10 protein-coding genes are annotated in these 19,134 nt (G+C 46.6%); 2 read left to right on the forward strand and 8 right to left on the reverse strand.

The features are described 5' to 3' along the window. The first annotated feature begins 104 nt into the window (after window positions 1-104). Window positions 105-3,023 carry a two-component regulator propeller domain-containing protein gene (locus G7Y45_RS17105; RefSeq protein WP_165015653.1) on the forward strand — a complete coding sequence of 973 codons (2,919 nt, stop codon included), beginning with the start codon at window positions 105-107 and terminating at the stop codon, window positions 3,021-3,023. A gap of 171 nt (window positions 3,024-3,194) precedes the next feature. Here the strand turns inward: G7Y45_RS17105 and G7Y45_RS17110 are convergent, their stop codons facing one another. Both G7Y45_RS17110 and gpmA read right to left on the reverse strand, forming a co-directional pair. Then, on the reverse strand, window positions 3,195-4,247 hold the full coding sequence (locus G7Y45_RS17110) for a class I fructose-bisphosphate aldolase (protein ID WP_005780549.1): 1,053 nt from the start codon (window positions 4,245-4,247) through the stop codon (window positions 3,195-3,197). A 167-nt stretch (window positions 4,248-4,414) separates the two neighbouring features. Beyond that, window positions 4,415-5,161: a 2,3-diphosphoglycerate-dependent phosphoglycerate mutase gene (gene gpmA, locus G7Y45_RS17115; RefSeq protein ID WP_005807593.1), complete on the reverse strand. Its 747-nt coding sequence runs from the start codon at window positions 5,159-5,161 to the stop codon at window positions 4,415-4,417. A 156-nt stretch (window positions 5,162-5,317) separates the two neighbouring features. Here gpmA and G7Y45_RS17120 point away from each other — a divergent pair, with 156 nt between their 5' ends. Next, entirely contained in the window at window positions 5,318-7,660 is a 2,343-nt protein-coding gene (locus G7Y45_RS17120; RefSeq protein ID WP_165015650.1) for a PDZ domain-containing protein, read from the forward strand. Window positions 7,661-7,879: 219 nt separating this feature from the next. Here the strand turns inward: G7Y45_RS17120 and G7Y45_RS17125 are convergent, their stop codons facing one another. The 6 genes from G7Y45_RS17125 to G7Y45_RS17150 all read right to left on the reverse strand — a co-directional run bounded on the left by G7Y45_RS17125 (window position 7,880) and on the right by G7Y45_RS17150 (window position 19,080). Next, on the reverse strand, window positions 7,880-9,334 hold the full coding sequence (locus G7Y45_RS17125; RefSeq protein ID WP_022012009.1) for an ATP-binding cassette domain-containing protein: 1,455 nt from the start codon (window positions 9,332-9,334) through the stop codon (window positions 7,880-7,882). Between the two features lie 101 nt (window positions 9,335-9,435). Further along, on the reverse strand, window positions 9,436-10,950 hold the full coding sequence (locus G7Y45_RS17130) for an arylsulfatase (RefSeq protein WP_165015647.1): 1,515 nt from the start codon (window positions 10,948-10,950) through the stop codon (window positions 9,436-9,438). 15 nt (window positions 10,951-10,965) lie between these two features. After that, window positions 10,966-12,522, reverse strand: a complete 1,557-nt coding sequence (locus tag G7Y45_RS17135) for a beta-N-acetylhexosaminidase (RefSeq protein ID WP_005780558.1) — start codon at window positions 12,520-12,522, stop codon at window positions 10,966-10,968. Between the two features lie 104 nt (window positions 12,523-12,626). Then, a complete protein-coding gene (locus tag G7Y45_RS17140; protein ID WP_032531681.1) occupies window positions 12,627-14,492 on the reverse strand; it encodes a RagB/SusD family nutrient uptake outer membrane protein in 1,866 nt (621 codons plus the stop codon). Window positions 14,493-14,506: 14 nt separating this feature from the next. Further along, window positions 14,507-17,944 (reverse strand): TonB-dependent receptor, encoded by a 3,438-nt coding sequence (locus tag G7Y45_RS17145; RefSeq protein ID WP_165015644.1) that lies wholly within the window; start codon window positions 17,942-17,944, stop codon window positions 14,507-14,509. Between the two features lie 137 nt (window positions 17,945-18,081). Beyond that, window positions 18,082-19,080 carry a FecR family protein gene (locus G7Y45_RS17150; protein ID WP_165015641.1) on the reverse strand — a complete coding sequence of 333 codons (999 nt, stop codon included), beginning with the start codon at window positions 19,078-19,080 and terminating at the stop codon, window positions 18,082-18,084. Window positions 19,081-19,134: the final 54 nt, after the last annotated feature.

Genomic DNA, 19,134 nt, shown 5'->3' on the forward strand with positions numbered 1-19,134 from the left:
GGTTAATGTTATTCATTTCGGCAAAGATAAGATTTTATTTCCATTTTTTTGGTCACGTCTATGCAAACTGTTACTTTTGCCGTTAACGTGATAGATATGCATCCATGAAAAACAACCCATATACCGGCTTTCTCTGTTGGTTGACCATACTTCTGGCAGTCTGCTGCCTCCCGCTGAAAGCCGGCCATTACTACTATAAACAGATTTCCCTGAAGGAGGGACTCCCTTCTACCGTGCGATGTGTCTATACCGAACCCAAAGGTTTCGTATGGATAGGCACCAATGCGGGATTGGGAAGGTTCGACGGAGAAAAGCTGAAGAAATATATCCACCGGAAAGAAGATGCGCACTCGTTGCCACACAATTACATCCATCAGATCATTGAAGACAATCAACACAACATCTGGGTACTGACCGATGACGGAATAGCGCAGTATTGCAGGCAAAGCGACGATTTTACAACTCCACAAGACGAACAGGGACATTCCATCCTCGCCTATTCCGCTTGCCTGACGGAACAGGGGGTGATCTTCGGCGGCCGCAACCGCATCTATCGTTACGATTATGAAAACCGTTCCGTAAAACTTCTGCTGGACTTCAGTTCCGACCCTTACTTCGCCATCTCCGCCATCAGCCGATGGGACGAAGAGACGCTGCTATGTTGCAGCCGGTGGCAAGGTCTCAGGTTGATCAATCTCCGTTCGGGAGAACGCCGTCTCCCTCCATTCGACTGTGGGAAAGAGATCATGGCACTCCTGATCGACTCGCACAACCGCATCTGGGTGGCCCCCTACAATGAAGGCTTGCGCTGCTTCAGTCCCGAAGGCAGATTGTTAGCCTCGTACACTACCGCAAACTCCCGCCTTAGCAACAACGTGGTGCTTAGCATAGCCGAACGGGACTCGCACATCTGGGTAGGAACAGACGGAGGAGGTATCAATATCATACGTCCGGACAACCATCAGATCAGCGTTCTTGAACATATCCCCGGAGATAACTATTCACTTCCCGTCAACTCTATCCTATCGCTCTACAACGATACCTATAACAACATGTGGGCCGGAAGCATTCGCAAGGGTTTGATCAATATCCGTGAAGTATCCATGAAGACCTATACCGATGTCTTTCCCGGAAGTAGCAAAGGGCTGAGTGATCCCGCCGTACTGAGTCTTTATCAGGACGAATCGGACGGACGGATCTGGATCGGTACAGACGGCGGAGGTATCAACAGTCTTGACCCCGACACGGAAGAGTTCCGTCACGACCGGTCTACCTGGGGAGACAAAGTAGTCTCTATCGCCGGTTTCACCCGGGAAACACTCTTACTCTCTGTCTTTTCAAAAGGATTGTTTGTTTACAACAAAGCGAATGGAGAACAACAGTTACTGACCATCGACCATCCCCGCCTCAAACAATATCTCTACTACAGCGGAATGGCGGTAAATGTCTATCAGGACGAACCGGGCAGCGTCCTCTTGCTGGCAGGACATATTTACCGATACGACACCGGCTCGCAGAAAATACGCGTAGTGAATGAAGAAGAAGGTATGGAGATTGCCGGCAGCATGAATGCCATTGCCCACAACGAGCGTTTCACCTACCTCAACGACAGCCGTACCCTCTACGAACTGGACCGGACAAACAACTGTCTGAAAAGACTTTTCAGCTGTACGGGCGATACATTATTATATTCTGTTTCGATGGACGAGAAAGGTGATTTCTGGATTGGCAGCAACACCGGACTGGGACAGTATACGCCGTCGACCAACCGGTATCATCCGTTGCCAACTTCCCTGTTCGGTGAAGTGAGTTCGGTCATTTGCGATCATCGGGGAAAAGTATGGATCGGGGCAGACCACATGTTGTTTGCCTGGATGCTGCAATCCCGGAAGTTCATCCTTTTCGGCGAATCGGACGGAGTTATTCCGAATGAATATCTGGCAAAACCCCGGCTTGTCTCCGGCAAGGGAGAAGTTTATATGGGAGGCGCAAACGGACTGCTCTGCATCGATAACCGTTTTTCGACAGCTCCATCCGACTTTCCGGAAGTGGAACTGACCGACGTATACATAAACGGTGAGCCGGCCATTAAGCAGATAACAGGACAGCCGGAGAAACTGACCCTCCCGCAGGACAGCCGGACCATAACCTTACGCATAATGTCCCACGAACAAGATATTTTCCGTAAAAAAAGATACCGTTATCAGATAGAAGGATTGAACGACGAACCGATTGAATCGTACGATCCGGAACTGATTATCCGTTCACTTCCGGCAGGCAAATATCGGATATTGGCCGCATGCAGTACCAAGAATGGCGACTGGACTCCCTTCCGTCCTATCCTGTCACTCACCATACTACCTCCCTGGTACCGGAGCGGATGGTTCATCATCTGTGTATTGCTTATTGCATCGGGTGCTATTGCTGCCGTCATTCTCACCATTCTGCGCCGCAGGCAAAACCGGTTGAAATGGGAACTAAAAGAGCGGGAGTTACAGGAATATGAAGAAAAAATCCGATTCCTGGTCAATGTCAGCAACGAACTCCTCCCCTCGTTCACCGAGACGGGTGAAAGAGAACTGCAAATCGTAGAGCTGATACGAAACCGGCTCCGTAATGGAGAGAAAAGTAAAACGGACACCGACATTAAAAATATACCCAAAGAGGAAAAGAGCGAACTCAGCCAACCAGACGAGACTTTCCTACGAAAACTGAACCGGCTAATCACCGACCACCTGGACAGTCCCGAACTGGACGTCACCTTCCTCTGTACGGAAATGGGATTGAGCCGTGCTTCACTCTACAACAAGTTAAAGGCCATGACCAACATGGGTGCCAACGATTACATCAATAAATTCCGCATGGAAAAGGCCATCCAACTGATCTCAACCACCGATCTCACCTTTACAGAGATAGCGGAAAAAATAGGATTTACAACATCCCGTTATTTCAGTACTTCATTCAAGCAATATACAGGAGAGACACCGACTCAGTATAAAGAGAAAATAAGGAAAAAGCAATAGGGTGTAGCCATCCAATGCATAGGGTATAACCATCCGGAGTATATGGCTACACCCTATGCATCGGATAGTTACACCCTTTCAGCCCGGCATATTTCTTATCCGAATATAACTTCACTGAATAAAAAAATGGAGCACGACACAGCCATACTCCATTCTAACAATCAAACTCAATCAAGCAATGGTGACAGATGCATCCAGATATACATCCTGGATGGCATTGAGCAATTCCACTCCCTCTTTCATCGGTTTCTGGAAAGCTTTACGTCCGCTAATCAACCCCATACCACCGGCACGTTTATTCACTACCGCCGTAACAACAGCGTCTTTCAGGTCGGAAGCTCCATGTGATTCGCCACCGGAATTAATCAAACCGACACGTCCCATATATCCGTTGGCTACCTGATAACGGCAAAGATCAATCGGGTGATCGGTAGTCAGTTCGGTATACATTCTTTCGTCTGTCTTTCCAAAATGAATTGCTTTGAAGCCACCGTTATTAGTAGGCAACTTCTGCTTCACAATATCCGCTTTAATGGTAACTCCAAGACGGTCTGCCTGCCCGGTTAGGTCGGCGGCAGCATGATAGTCTACCCCGTCTTTCTTAAAATCATTGTTGCGCAGATAACACCACAAGATAGTGGCCATGCCCAATTCATGCGCATAGTCAAAAGCCTCGGCAATCTCTACCAACTGACGACGGCTTTGCTCGGAACCGAAATAGATAGTAGCTCCCACAGCCACCGCTCCCATCTCCCATGCCTCCTTGACGGTGCCAAACAACACCTGATCATACGAATTGGGATAAGACAGCAGTTCATTATGGTTCAGTTTCACTACAAACGGAATTTTGTGAGCGTACTTACGGGCAACAGCCCCCAAAATACCGAAAGTAGAAGCAACGGCATTACATCCGCCTTCAATGGCCAGTTTTACAATATTTTCCGGGTCAAAATAGATGGGATTCGGAGCGAACGAAGCTCCGGCTGTATGCTCAATATCCTGGTCGACAGGAAGAATGGACACATATCCCGTATTTGCCAGACGACCATGTCCCAGCAAAGTCTGCAAGCTGCGCAAGGTCTGTATGTTACGGTCCGAGTCGATCCATATCTTATCGATCGTATCCGGTGACGGCACGTGAATCAGTGATTTATCAATGGTTTTACAAGTGTGGTTCAGGTAGTATTCAGCCTGATTACCCAATAGTTCTATAATTTTATTCATAATTGTAATGGTTTTGAGTTTTATTCACCACGGAGTACACAGAGAACACAGAGAATATCTTTCTCTTAAACATCTTAATAAACAAGAGATTAAAACTCTGTGTCCTCCGTGTACCCTGTGGTGAATAATATTCATTTTTATTCCGTAATGAGGGGTTTCCTCTTATCTTATTTTTTCTTTCCCTGATTGGCAACCGCTTCCATCAGTTTCCGGATTTCTTCGGGGTCACCCAGGAAATAGTCTTTTTCCAGATTCAGTTCGTCACTGAATTCAAATACGTAAGGAACAGCAGTCGGCAGATTCAGTTTCACGATCTCTTCATCGGAGATGTGCTTCAAGTGCTTGATAATGCCCCGCAAACTGTTGCCGTGGGCAACCACCAGAATTTCATCAGCGGTTTTCAGATTCGGGAAAATGATACATTTCCAATAAGGCATGATGCGGTCGATGGTATCTTTCAAAGATTCCGTCCGGGGAAGTTCTGCATCGGGCACTTCCCGATAGCGGTTCTCAAAACGTGGATTTCTCGGATCGTCTTCCGACAGGGCATTGGGAGCTATATCATAACTCCTGCGCCAGATAAGTACCTGTTCGTCACCGTATTTGGCAGCCGTCTCGCTTTTATTCAATCCTTGCAGATCGCCATAATGCTTCTCGTTCAGACGCCAACTCTTCTCCACCGGAATCCAGTCCTGATCCATCCGGTCGAGCACACAATTCAGCGTTTTCACCGCTCGTTTAAGGTACGAAGTATAAGCTTTATCGAAATTAAATCCATTTTCTTTCAGTAGTTCACCCGCTTTGCAGGCCTCGGCAATTCCCTTTTCTGTCAGATCGACATCGGTCCAGCCGGTAAAACGGTTCTCCTTGTTCCATGCACTTTCTCCATGACGGAGCAATACAATCTTTTTCATTCAACTCTCCTTTCTTTAGGTGTTTATTATAGAACATTTGTATTGAGTACAAAGTTCACGAAACTTTTTCTAAATATCTATGCTGAAGTATGCTGAGAAAAGTTACCTTTGTACACTGTAAGTAACCTTTTTATTTAATTTCTAAATGAACAACACATGAGAAAACTCTTTTTTCCATTACTACTATTCGTATCCGGTCTGCTATCCGCCCAAACAGAGATAACACTCTATGTATCACCTTCGGGCAGCAACCATCATCCCGGAACAGCGGAAAAGCCGATGGCTACTTTAGAATATGCCTGGAAAAAGGCCTCACGGCAGGCCGGCCGGCGTTCCATCACCATCTACTGCGAAGGCACCAACTACCTGTCCACTCCGATTCTTATCACAAACGAGACTTCGGGCACACCCGAACATCCGGTCCGTTTTTCTTCGTATCCCGGACAAAAGGCGGTCATCAGTGGTTCACGTATACTCCGGAACCTGTGTTGGAAAGAGTATAAAAACGGTATCATGCAGGCCCAAGTGGAAGAAGAACTGATCCCCGACCAGCTCTTTGTGAACGGGAAAAAACAGATATCGGCACGGTATCCGAATTTTGATCCGAATATACGCATCTTCAACGGATATGCAGCTGACGCCTACTCGCCCGAACGTGTGAAAAACTGGAGCAACCCCGCGGGAGGTTATCTGCACGCCATGCACAGCAGAGAATGGGGAGGCTACCAATACAGCATCGAAGGCAAAGACGCCAAGGGCGAACTGATACTGAAAGGCGGATTTCAGAACAACCGCCAGATGGGTATGCACGACACTTACCGCATGGTAGAAAACATCTTTGAAGAGTTGGATGCCGAAGGGGAATGGTATTTTGATAAAGAAACCCATACACTCTATTTCTATCCGCCACGAGAACTCAATCTGCAAACCGCCTTGTTCGAAGTGCCGCAGGCAGAAAGTCTCTTCGTCCTGAAAGGGAAACCCGGAAGTCCGGTCCGTCACGTATCCGTAGACCATTTAGAACTGACACAAACCCTGCGCACCTTTATGAAGACCGACGAACCCCTATTGCGCAGTGACTGGAAAATCTACCGGGGAGGAGCCCTGATGATTGAAAACGCCGAAGAGTGCTCCGTGACCGGATGTTGCCTGTACGACGTAGGAGGCAATGCCATCTTCTTCTCCAACTATAACCGCAACCACCGTGTCAGCCAAAATCACATCACCCGCGTAGGAGCCAGTGCCGTTTGCTTTGTCGGCTCTCCGGATGCTGTCCGCTCTCCCCTGTTCGAGTACGGAAAGTCGCAAACCTGGGAGGAGATGGATAAAGGTACAGGCCCCCTCACCCCCAACTATCCCTCAGACTGCCTGGTGGACGACAATCTGATTCACTCGATCGGAGAGACAGAAAAGCAGGGAGCCGGTATCCAGCTATCTATGTCCGCACGAATCACTATCCGCAACAACAGCATTTACGATCTGCCCCGTGCCGGTATCAACGTCAGTGAAGGTACCTGGGGAGGACATATGATAGAAGGAAACGATGTGTTCGACACCGTACTCGAGACAGGCGACCACGGTTCCTTCAACTCCTGGGGACGCGACCGCTATTGGCATCCCGACCGGAATGTGATGGATGAGTTCGCAAAAGAACATCCTCAAATGGTATTTCGGGACGCTACCGAAACGACTGTCATCCGCAACAACCGCTGGAGGTGCGACCATGGATGGGACATCGATCTGGACGACGGTTCTTCCAACTATCACATCTACAACAACCTCTGCCTACACGGAGGATTGAAATTGCGCGAAGGCTTCGCGCGAACGGTGGAAAACAACATTATGGTCAACAACACATTCCATCCGCACGTTTGGTTTGCAAACTCTCAAGACATTTTCCGTCACAACATCGTCACGACTCCCTATCGCCCCATTCAGGTAAAAGAATGGGGAAAGGAAACAGACACTAACTTTTTTGTCACCGAGCAAGGACTGGAGCAGGCGCAAAACAGAGGAACGGACCTCCATTCACTTTACGGTGATCCGCTCTTCATTGCTCCTGAAAAAGGAGACTACCGGGTAAAAGAAAATTCGCCTGCCTTGAAGACGGGTTTCCGGAATTTCGATATGGAGCACTTCGGCGTACAATGCCCACACCTGAAAGCTTTGGCGGCTACTCCGGAATTGCCGGTTTTCAAAATTCCGGAAGAAAAACCAGAGACAGTACAGACGTATTCGTGGAAGGGGTTAACCTTGAAAGAGGTGTCGACCGAAGGAGAACGTTCGGCCACGGGACTCGACAAAATACGAGGTATACTGGTAGTGAAGATCGAAAAGGGAATAACCGCCCTGCAAGCCAATGACGTGATTCTGAGCATTAACGGCAAACCAATGAATAACCGGACGGATATAGAAACCGAGACCCGGAAGTCACCCGAAGGCAGCAAGTTCCGGATCATCTTCTTCCGAAATCAGAAAGAAAATGAGGTAACGATGTAAAGCAAGATACGGCTAAGGGCATCAGTGGAGCCCGTTTCGGCGAAGGACACCCATCACGCATACGGGCATGCCTGCCTTTTAAACCAAAGGACCATAGGTTTGAAAGGCAGGAGGCGTTGGTTTAAAATATAACAGAGTGTATATCACCATGCGCCACAGGGAAAGATTAATCCACTGATAAACAACATAACCCAAAACAGGCGTTGCCGCCCGTCACGCTCAACGATTTCTCTTTAGAAAAAGGCGATCGGTAATGACAGAGGGCAGTTCCGACTCATAATGGGTTACCATAATCATCGTTTTATCTTCACGGCAGCAGAAGGCCTCGATGATCTTTTTCACCCGCCGGCGATTGTACGTATCGAGTCCGTGCAGCGGTTCGTCCAGAATAAGTAATTCCGGATCTTTCACGAAAGCACGGGCCAGCAATGCCAAGCGCTGTTCACCACTCGAGAGTTGAAGAAAAGGTCTGTCTTTCAGAGCGGCAATGCCAAACACATCCATCCACCACTCGCAGGTGGCCATCTGGCTTTCCTGTGGACGCTTATACAAGCCGATGCTGTCATGCAACCCGGAAGCTACAATCTCAATGGCTGGTAGATTCTTTAGATAAGCACGGTGCATTTCGGGACTGACGTAACCGATATGCTTTTTTATCTCCCAAATGCTTTCACCTGTGCCCCGCTTGCGTCCGAAAAGGCTGATGTCACAGGCATACGACTGAGGATTATCCGCACAAACCAAACTAAGCAACGTAGATTTGCCGGCACCGTTTTCTCCGCTCAATGCCCACTTCTCGCCCCGACGGACAGTCCAGTCGAGTTCTTTCAGGATGGTACGGTCATCATAACGGATGCTGACCTTATTTAATTTTACCACCTCCCCGGAATCATAGTTGGTTCCGTCATAAGGCAATCCGGCTATACGTTGTTGCAATGCGTCCAGAGTCACGGGTACATCGGTCACACGAAATGCAGCCAGGTAAGCCCCTCGTTCCATTTTCGGAAGCACAGTCAAGTCTTCTACTGGAATCACATGGGTAATGAACGAAGGAATATCATCGAGCATCGAAAGCACAAGGATGATTTGCACAGACGACAGCCGGGTGAGGCGTTCGAGCAGGGAGAAAAGCAGTTCACGGGTCGGTGCATCCAAACCAATAAAAGGATTGTCCATTATCAGTACCCGGGGGGCAGTCAGCAAAGTTTTAGTCAGCTGAAATTTGCGCAACTCCCCACTGGAAAGGAGAATGATCTTCTTGTCCAACAACGGCTCGATGCGGAAGAGTTCAAACAATTCCTCTTTCAGCCGTTCATCTTTGATTTCCCCCAGCATCTCCCGCACGGAGGGGGCATCTTCCTGATCGTGGGCATTCCAGCGTTGCTGATAATAATAGTTAGCATCTGCTGCACCGTATGTATCACGAAAAGCAATGTATTTCACGTTATCATATACTGTCTGAGTAGAAGAAGGAGAAAAATCGTATTTCACCGTACCTTCACGCAAGGGATATTTACCCAGAAGCGTATCTACAAACAAACTCTTCCCTCCGCCGTTGGGACCTACGATAGCAATGTGTTCGCCGGCAGCGATTTGTGCTGTGACAGGTTGTGCCAAACGTACAAGCGGGTTGCGTGCTACGCCACCCGCTATACTGAATGTGTATTGTTCCATTATCCTATTTCATTATTAGGCGGAGCAAAAGTATATCAAAATCCGCACAAAGAGACAGAATAAGAGTAAAAAAAATCGTAGTATTGGGCAATCGTAGCCGGTCAGAACCTGAATTTAGGGTTTTCCGGTTCGGTATGCGACTCTTCCATCAACTTCGTCAGTTTCCGGACAATTTCCGGATATTCGCCTGCCACATCGTGCTCTTCCCTGAGATCCTTCTCCAGATCATATAACTTCATTGTAGAGTTTCCCTTCCGGATATTGTCGATAATTCCCTTCCACTTACCCATACGAATGGCTTTCAGACCGATCACCGGATCGGGATATTCCCAATACAGATATGCATGTTCTTTCTGCTGTCCGGTCTTGCCGAGCAAAGTGGGCAGGAAACTGATTCCGTCAGTCGGCGGACAATCAACCTTCGCAATATCCGCCAAAGTAGGCATCACATCCTGAAATCCGCAAATGTGATCGCTTTGAGTGGAAGGTTTGATCTTTCCGGGCCAGGTAACAATGGCAGGTATCCGTATTCCCCCTTCATGAACAAAACATTTTCCCCAGCCATACTCCGACTTGAAAGGGCCTCCGCTATCGAACCACGGTGAATCGCTTCCGCCGTTAAAGGTTGGACCGTTATCGGAAGTGAACATGATAATGGTATTATCATACAGATGATCTGCCTTGAGTTTCTCTATCAGTCTACCGATCTGTTCGTCGAAGTAGCTGATCATGGCAGCATAAGTCGCATGTGGATATCGGCAAGGCATATATCCGGTTTTCCCGGTGTAAGGCGCCTCGTCTCCAAACTTTTCGACATAGTGTTTCACCCACTTCTCCGGTGCCTGTAATGACACGTGCGGAAGCGGAGTAGTCCACATCAAAAAGAAAGGCTTCTTCTTATTCTGTCCGACAAACGAAATCAGTTCATCAAAAATAAGATCATTAGCATACTCCTTCTGTGAAAACTTGGCATAACTGGCTTCATCGCGGGGATCTGTTCCGGGATCCAGCCGGGCAGTGTGAGGGTCGAGCACTTTATTGTTCAGATATACACGGTCTTCATCCTTATACAGAAAGGCCGGATAGTAACTGTGCGCTTGCCGCTGGCAGTTATATCCGTAAAAACTGTCGAATCCCTGTTTATTGGGAGTACCCTCCGATCCCGGAGCACCCAATCCCCATTTCCCGTAACATCCGGTGACATACCCCGCCTGCTGCATCATCCTTCCGATAGTCATCGTATTGGCCTTCAAAGGATACTGTCCCTCCAGATTCGGATGCACATACATGGAGTCATAATTCATGATGGCTCCCCGGTATGCCATTTCATCATTGGCCCGTATCTGTGCATGTCCCGAATGCATACCTGTCATCAGCACACAGCGTGCCGGTGCCGAAACAGGCGATCCGGTATAGTGCTGGGTGAAACTGATGCCGTCTTTACACAGCCGGTCTATGTTCGGAGTTTCTATTTTTCCGGAACCATAACAACCAATATCCCCATACCCTAAATCGTCCATGATAATATAGATGATATTGGGTTGAGATTCTTTAACCTGACTTTTTGCCGATAAAGCAAATACGGATAGTCCGATATAGATTTCTATTCTTTTCATGCTAAGTTTCTTTTTTTAATCCCATTTATAATTTACGTCTACCTCCTTTTTCAGGGCAGGGCCGAATGAATACCCCTGTTGTTCGAACCATGGTTGCTTCAGAAGAACTTTACCGTAAAACTCATCGAAACTCAACGGTTTGCCGGAATACCACATTTGTTCGGCAAGCGCAAGAATACGCGGAAAGACACGACGGTCGATCCTATCTTCGGTTACTCCATCGTCTGTCCACAGTGCAGAACTCATTCCGAGGATAAGCGGGTTTTCTTCCCGTGGCCTGTAAGAGGGATTATGCAGATACACATCTTCCAGATCGAAAGTGCGGTCTTTGGCATATCCCCTCCAAGGAGTGAGCGGGAAGTTCAGATAGGTGTAATAGTTCGTACCGCAAATCACCGGGTAATTATGCCTGACAGCGTTCTTCAAAGCCAGATCCTTGTGCCCTCTCCAGTTCCACCACTGTATAACCACATTATCCGGCAACGGATAACCGTCCTTATAAATCACATCGCCCCAAAAGATAGCCTTCCGTCCTTTCTGTTTCAGGTAATTTGCCATTCGGGCCGAAAACCATAATTGCAGGTCATGGCTGTCCTTCAGTTTTTCTTTCGCAATCCGTGCCTGACAATCCGTACATTTATCCCAGTTTCCCTTAGGAGCCTCATCACCTCCGAGATGAATATAAGCGGATGGAAACATCCGGCACACTTCGTCCAGTACATTCTGCAGGAAGGTGAGTGTACTGTCTTTGCCGGCGCAAAAAATATTCTGTGTAAAACCGCTTTGGGGCACTTTCACCGGAATGTTGAAACATCCCAACCGCGGATACGAATTAAGTGCGGCCTCCGCATGTCCGGGCATGTCGATCTCGGGAACAACCGTGATACCGAGGTCTGCCGCATAGCTGACAATCTCCTTTACCTCTTCCTGGGAATAAAATCCCTGTTGCTCCGGTCCCTGTCCTACGAAAGCTCCGATCCGTGTCAAAAGCGGATAGCGTTTTATCTCGATACGCCAACCGAGACCCTCGGTCAGATGCCAATGAAAATAATTCATTTTCAGCATCGAAGCCATATCGATATATTTCTTGATGGTAGAGACCTTTTGATACTGGCGTCCCGAATCCAGCATAAAGCTACGCCATTTCACCCGTGGAAAGTCAGTGATTTCCGCACAAGGAAATATAAGTTTGTCCCCTTCCCGTGTACCCCATTGTCTCAGGCTCTGAACGGCATAAATAAAACCGGCGTTATCTGCCGCACGAACAGTCATTTTCTCGGGAGTAACAAGAATGCGATAACCCTCTGCGGGAAGTGTGGCATCTTTCTCCCAGGAGATTTGGCTGTGCCCCTTTTCACTACACCATTCCACAGCACTTTTCGGTATCAGTTTTTCATAAAACAAATGCAGGAAAGAAGCGGAAGCATCTTGAGCATGCATCCGTATCTTGCCTTGGAGTTGCAACTGTCCATTGGCTTTTTCGAGGTAATCAGGTGTAGGTAAGATCGTTTGTCCGCACAGACGGACGGCGTGCGAACCGAGGAAAAGCAGTATTAAAATCAGGTATTTCATCTAAACATAGTATTTATAGTGTGACAAGAAACTGTCCAAAGATAAGAATTTCTCGGGACAGTTTCTTATCACACGGTTAAAACCATTTATCAATCAGGAAGGGGCTACTCTACTCCGTCATCCCAACCCGGATTTTGAGCAAGCTGAGGATTCAGCACCCTTTCATTACGTGGAATAGGATTCAAGTAATAATATTCGGGCCAAGTATGGGTTTGTACAGGATGGAATTCAAGATATCCCTCTGCGCCACCTCCGTCAATCGTCACCTTCGTTCCAGCGGGAAAGTCCGATGTCTTGACATACATACCCAACTTCTTCTTTAACGCGTAATGGCACTTCTTCCATCTCCGCAGATCGTCGAACCTGAACCCTTCGGAGAATAACTCGATACGCCGTTCGCGGCGAATCTCCCATAACAAAGGATTGACAGCATAGTCACCCGGATAAGCAGGATCGCCCAGATCGCGCTTAGGATCGAAAGCGGCGTTGATTTCCGCCACTTTCATAGGTGCCACGTTAGCACGGATACGCAGTTTATTAATTGTCTGATCGGCCGCGGACTGATCGAATTCACCCAACTCACACGTTGCTTCAGCATAATTCAGCATCACCTCTTCTACCCGGAAGATGGGCATATCGGTCTCTTCATTTCGCTGCGATCCCATCGACAAATAAGTACAATAATACTTCCAGTTATTATACCCGAAAGCCGATTTGTACCAAGGCTGATTTTCCAAATAGAAATCGAAATGCGGAACTGCTCCCAGAATACCTCCGTCATAACCCTGGCGGAAAGGTAACGTCTTCTGTCTCTCTTTGCCGCTTCCATACCCTATTCCCAACCGGATATTCAGGCTATCGATAAAGCTCCTGTCCTTAGCGACATCGGTAAACTCCCACTTATTCCCCCAAGCATCGGTAGAAGCCGATCGGTCAATTCTGTATGGAGGAGTCACTTGCAGCCAGAGTCGATGATCCCGGCAACTGAACTCACTGTACATATCCTTATCTCCCTGGAACAACGGACTGTTCCAGCGGGTTTTCCCATCCGAACAGAGATAGCTGTCCACCAAGTCACGAGTCGGGTTATAGTAGGACGATCCGGTTGTTCCCTGAATGCTGGTATCATGTACTACGTTTTCCGCATTCGAGAACTCCCGATAGAGTATGACTCCCGGTACATCTTTCAGGTCGAGTGAACAAAACAGATCATCGTAGTTACTGCAAATTTCAGGATAGCTGTTCATAACCTCGGCAGACACCCGTTTACATTCTTTCAGAAAAGTTTCGGCATCATTCAACCCATGATATTTTCTCCATGTTCCTTCAAAAAGACAGAAACGGGACATAAATGCCTGTACGACGGCTCTGTTAATCGTATTACTGCCATCACCATTGACGTTGATATGCTGCTCGGCATATTGCAAATCTTCAAGAATATGCTTCGCGATTTCGTCTCTGGAAGCACGGGGACCGTTGATCAACTCTGTATCATTATCACTTAATACTCGGTCTATCCAAGGTACGCCGCCGTAAGCAGACAGTAATGAAAAATAGCGGTATGAACGAAAGAAGTATCCGACACTTTTCCAATGCGCCTTCTCAGTCTCAGTCATCTGGGAACCGTCTATCCGTCCCAACATCAGATTGACACGACGGATAAAACCATAATAATCCCAAGTTGTATTATTCCTCTTATCAGGCACAGTGACCAGTCCCCTGATCCAGTTGCTTTCGCTGCTTCCCCGCGTCTGATTATACGAGATATCGTCTGTTGAAGTATCACCGTATCCTAATTTCGGAAGTGTTTCATACAATCCCCAGGCATATGCCTTAAAGTTATCATACGTCACAAAGGCCGTCTCTTCCGTCGGATTGCCCAACGGATACCTTTCCATAAAATCATTGTTCAGGCAACCGGTAAAAGCGATCGCACTGAGTATAAACAAGGCAAATGTATATTTCTTCATACTATTTCGGTTATTTAGAATGTGACATTAAATCCAAGTGAAAATTTCTTCATAAACGGATACTCCCATGCTCCTTTTGAAAGCATATCCGACTCCAGACCTTCCGGTAAATGATCCCATGTATGAAGGTTTTCCCCACTGAAGAAGACCTTGACTTCGTCAAAGTAAACTTGTTTAGACCACGCTTTAGGCAATGTATAAGACAAGGTGATATTTTGCAGTTTCACATAAGCCGCATTGGCCAGATACTTGGTTTGCTTCCAGCGATTCGAACCGGTATTCACACCATTGTTTGCATATACTCTCGGAAAATAAGCATCTGTATGCTCCGGTGTCCAGAAGTTAAGGGTTTCTTTAAACAAACTTCCCCATGTACCTGTAGGCCATGCAATCTGGTCAGTACGCCAAAAGTCACGCTTACCCACACCACGAAGAAAAATGGAAAGATCGAATCCCTTCCAGCTCAAACCTGCATTGATTCCGTAATGGAAACGCGGTGTAGAATTACCGATAATACGTTGGTCACCCGGATCGTCTGCTGTCCCTTTTCCAGTCCAGATGGTACTGGCATCATCATCAAAATTCTTATAAAGCACATCCCCCGGATACACTTTTCCAACTCCCTTCGGGATAGGAATACCTTCTTTAAGGGTTCCGTCGGCATTGAAATCATCTTCTTTATAAAAACGGTCGGTTACATACCCCCAGATCTCACCAATCTTCTGTCCTTTCCGATAAGTACCCAACAAATTGGTTTCATTGTTAAACTTAGTAATCTCACTCTGTGAATCATAGAGATTAAATCCGATACGGTAACTGAAATCTTTGATACGGTCTCTCCAGTTGAGTTCCAGTTCCCAGCCATAGGTCTTCAGATCTGCGGCATTTTGCTTGGCGGCAGCTACTCCCACCACCCAAGGCAAATCCATACCCGGTGCCAGCATACCTTTCGTATCACGCCGGTACCAGTCGAAAGTTCCGTTCAGCCTGTTATCAAAAAATCCGAAGTCGACACCGAAGTCAAGCGTATATACTTTCTCCCAGGTAAACGTATTGCTGACCATAGCCGGCGTAGACAGAGTCGTAGGTCTTTTGCCGTCTACCAGCCAATTGGTTAGTCCCGGAGCCATTTCCGGTATATACGGATAATTGTCCGGTGTACCGTCAGACAGCAAAATGATCTGATTTCCTATCGATCCCCAGGACGCACGAAACTTTAAATTAGACAGAACACTCCGGGTTCCTGCCATAAAAGGCTCTTCCGAAATGCGCCACCCTCCCGAGAAAGAAGGGAAAAAACCGAAACGATTGTTTTTAGGGAAACGTGAAGTTCCGTCATAACGTCCGTTAGCTTCGACCATGTACCGATCCTTGTACGAATAATTAACGCGGTAAAAGAGTCCCCTAAGGGCATATTCATTGAATGTGTCTGTAGCCGTTGTAGTTCCAGTAGCTCCCGATATGGACGGCAGGTTGCTCAACAACACATCTTTTCTTTCCGTCCACTGTGATTCAGCATGATTCTCTTCCTGGTTGAATCCACCCATCACCCCTATATTATGATTACCTATTGAAAAGTCGTAATTTGCAAAAACGTTGATCGCATTGTAGTTGTTAAATCCCTGAGTCAGTGCATACCGCGTGTTCTCCGTATTATTCAGGACACCGGTAAAATTCATTCCGATGTATTTATACTGGTTCACATACATGCGGTTGTAATTCGTCACCCTGTTATATGTGTATTCACCTGTTATCTTCAGGTTCTTCAGAGGTGAAATAATAATGCGTCCCAAAGCCCTGAAGTCAGTTTTTTTAACGATGCGCGGTTCTCCATAACGGATGTAAGTGGCAGAAGTTTCAGCGGGATAAGTAATCCCATCCTCTTCATAAGGCGAAATATTCTGATAAGAAGGGAGTTGCATGGCACTTCCCCAAATTCCGTTCCTTCCGCCTTGTTCCACTTTGTTCTGGGTAGAATTGGCATACCGTATATCCAATTGGGTCGTCAGCCATTTGTTGACCTCCACACTAAGGAAGCTCGACAGATTGGCACGTTCATATCGGTCCTTATCGGTAATCAGGATTCCGTCTTCGTTGGTATATCCCAAACCGATGCGGTAATTCGTTCTGGACCCTCCTCCCGAAACCGAGAAACTATGGTTTTGCATAAAGCCATAATTGTCCATCATATCCGCAAACATGTCGTTTTCTCTCATCAGGAACAGATTCCCGTTTTCGTCGAAAACATACCCTTGAGGATATTTGGAAGGATTATCCATATAATCACGTATATACGTTTCCCACTGAGGTATATTCTTACCATCCACATACGTATCATTAGGCCATCCCATTTCCTTATATGCCAATATGGACTCCAGCGGGTTCGCCTTTTGCGGTAATTCCAATGCCTTGGAGAACGAGAAATTGTTATTATAATTAAACTTAGGCGCCATGTCCTTTTTTCCCTGCTTAGTGGTGATAAGAATCACTCCAAACGCTGCACGCGCCCCGTAAATGGCTGCAGAAGCCGCATCCTTCAAGACAGAGACCGATTCAATATCCTGCGGATCGATCATATTGATATCCATCGGAACATTATTAACCAATACCAGAGGACCGCCACCATTGATAGAAGTAGTTCCACGGATGTTATACGACAAATTGTCACCGGGTGTACCGGTTGTACCTTCAATTTTTAATCCCGGAACAACTCCCTGCAGAGCTGCCGTAACATTCGTTATCGGACGGTCACCCAGTGTCTCCTGTATATTGACGGAGGTAACGGCTCCCGTCAGATTGACTTTCTTTTGTGTTCCAAAGCCGACCACCACCACTTCATCCATCAACTTTGAATCCTCTTTCAACTGAATGACGAGTTGGGTTTTCCCATTGGCACTGACCTCTTGTGGCAGATAACCGATATACGTAACCTGCAGCTTGCCGTCCGCAGGAACTTCTAACGTGAACTCTCCGTTGAGATTCGTGATCGTAGCCTGCTTACTGCCTATGGCAAGTACATTGGCCCCTATGAGAGGCTCACCGGTAATGCCGGTTACCTTACCCATTATTTTTTTCATCTGGACAGTTTGTTTGGCAGCAGCTTTCTCTTTTGGCTGCACAGAAGGAGTAATAACTATATGTTCAGGTTCATAGTTACAAGTAAACCCGGTATTCTTCAAAAGAGCATCCATCACAAAAGAAAGCTTTTTGTCTATAAAGTTTTCCTTAATTTTCTTGTTTACATCCAGCTTGGTCTGATTGTATGTCACACTTAACTTGGTTTGCTGCTCTATCTGTTCGAATACTTTTTGCAAAGATTGATTGTTACCATATACACTTATTCGCTGATTCTGCCCGTAAGCAGTGTTATAAATGCATAAAGCGAGAAGTAAAAGGACTATTTTATGAATTTTTACGGATAGAATATTCCTTAAATTGATTTTTAATTTCATAATTTTGTGAGTTAATCAATTAATACTGTTTAAAGTCTCTAAAGGTTAAAAAGTTTTTGATTGATTTCGGGGATCGGAAATGGGTGTGGTAATTTGTTTCCGGTTCCCTTTTTTTCATATGGCAGCTCTCCTTTCTTTTATTTTAGCGGACAAATAGATATGGTTTCGTCCTTCCCCACTTTATAGGTGATACCTCCTACAGTTTTTGTCACAATGTCCAAAACATGAAAGATACTATCACGGTACTTAAACTTTATTGTATAAAGATCCGAGTTGATACGGTCCGATTCTGTCAGATCGGATGATAACCGGATGGATACGGCATATCTTCTTTCCAGCGTTTTCAGGATTTCCCTAAATGATTGAGAGACAAAATTCATTTCACCCTTAGTCCAGCCCGAATAGACGGAGGCGTCTATATTCCTTTTATAAAACTTTCCATCCCGGTTTTCATACTCCAGTTGCTGGTTGGGTTCTAAAGTAACAAAACAATCCGTCTGATTCTTCTTCCTAACAGCAACAGAACCGGTCTCCAATGTGGTAATCGTTCTCTTATCCAAAGGATACGCCTGCACATTAAACTGAGTACCCAGCACACAGACATCCAGGTGATTAGTCTCTACCACAAAAGGAAGTTTCTTGTCTGGTGCAACCTTAAAATGCCCCTCGCCCGAAAGATATACGGAACGAGTGTCGCCTGTAAAATGTGTGGGATATAAAAATACAGACCCGGAATTCAGGGTGATGACCGAACCATCGGGAAGTGTGACCTCTTTTTGTTCACCCTTGGGGACAATACATTCGACAAAACGGACATCGTGCGTATGCAGCCTGACATATACATAGGCAGTAGCAATGGACACCAACGGAATAAGTAGAAAAGCTGCTATGCGTGCCCACCGATAAAGGTTTGACGGCTTACATAAAGGAAAGCCTGCTTTTTTTTGAAACTTCCGTAAAGAATGTCGGGTACAGGCATCTGCCGCAGGATGATAATCATCCCATATCTGATGGAGTGCTTTTTCTTTCCGTTCCTTGCCGGACGAATCAAGAAGCCATGTCCAGACTTTGCTTTTAAGATCCGGACTGGCTGTAAAAGCCATAAAGTTGCGTATAATTTCGTATGCGTCAGACATAGTATATTTTATGGGTTATGTATATAAGATACATAACCCGCCAAACACACACAG

The sequence above is a fragment of the Bacteroides sp. ZJ-18 genome (assembly GCF_011038705.2).
Taxonomy (GTDB): Bacteria; Bacteroidota; Bacteroidia; order Bacteroidales; family Bacteroidaceae; genus Bacteroides; species Bacteroides hominis.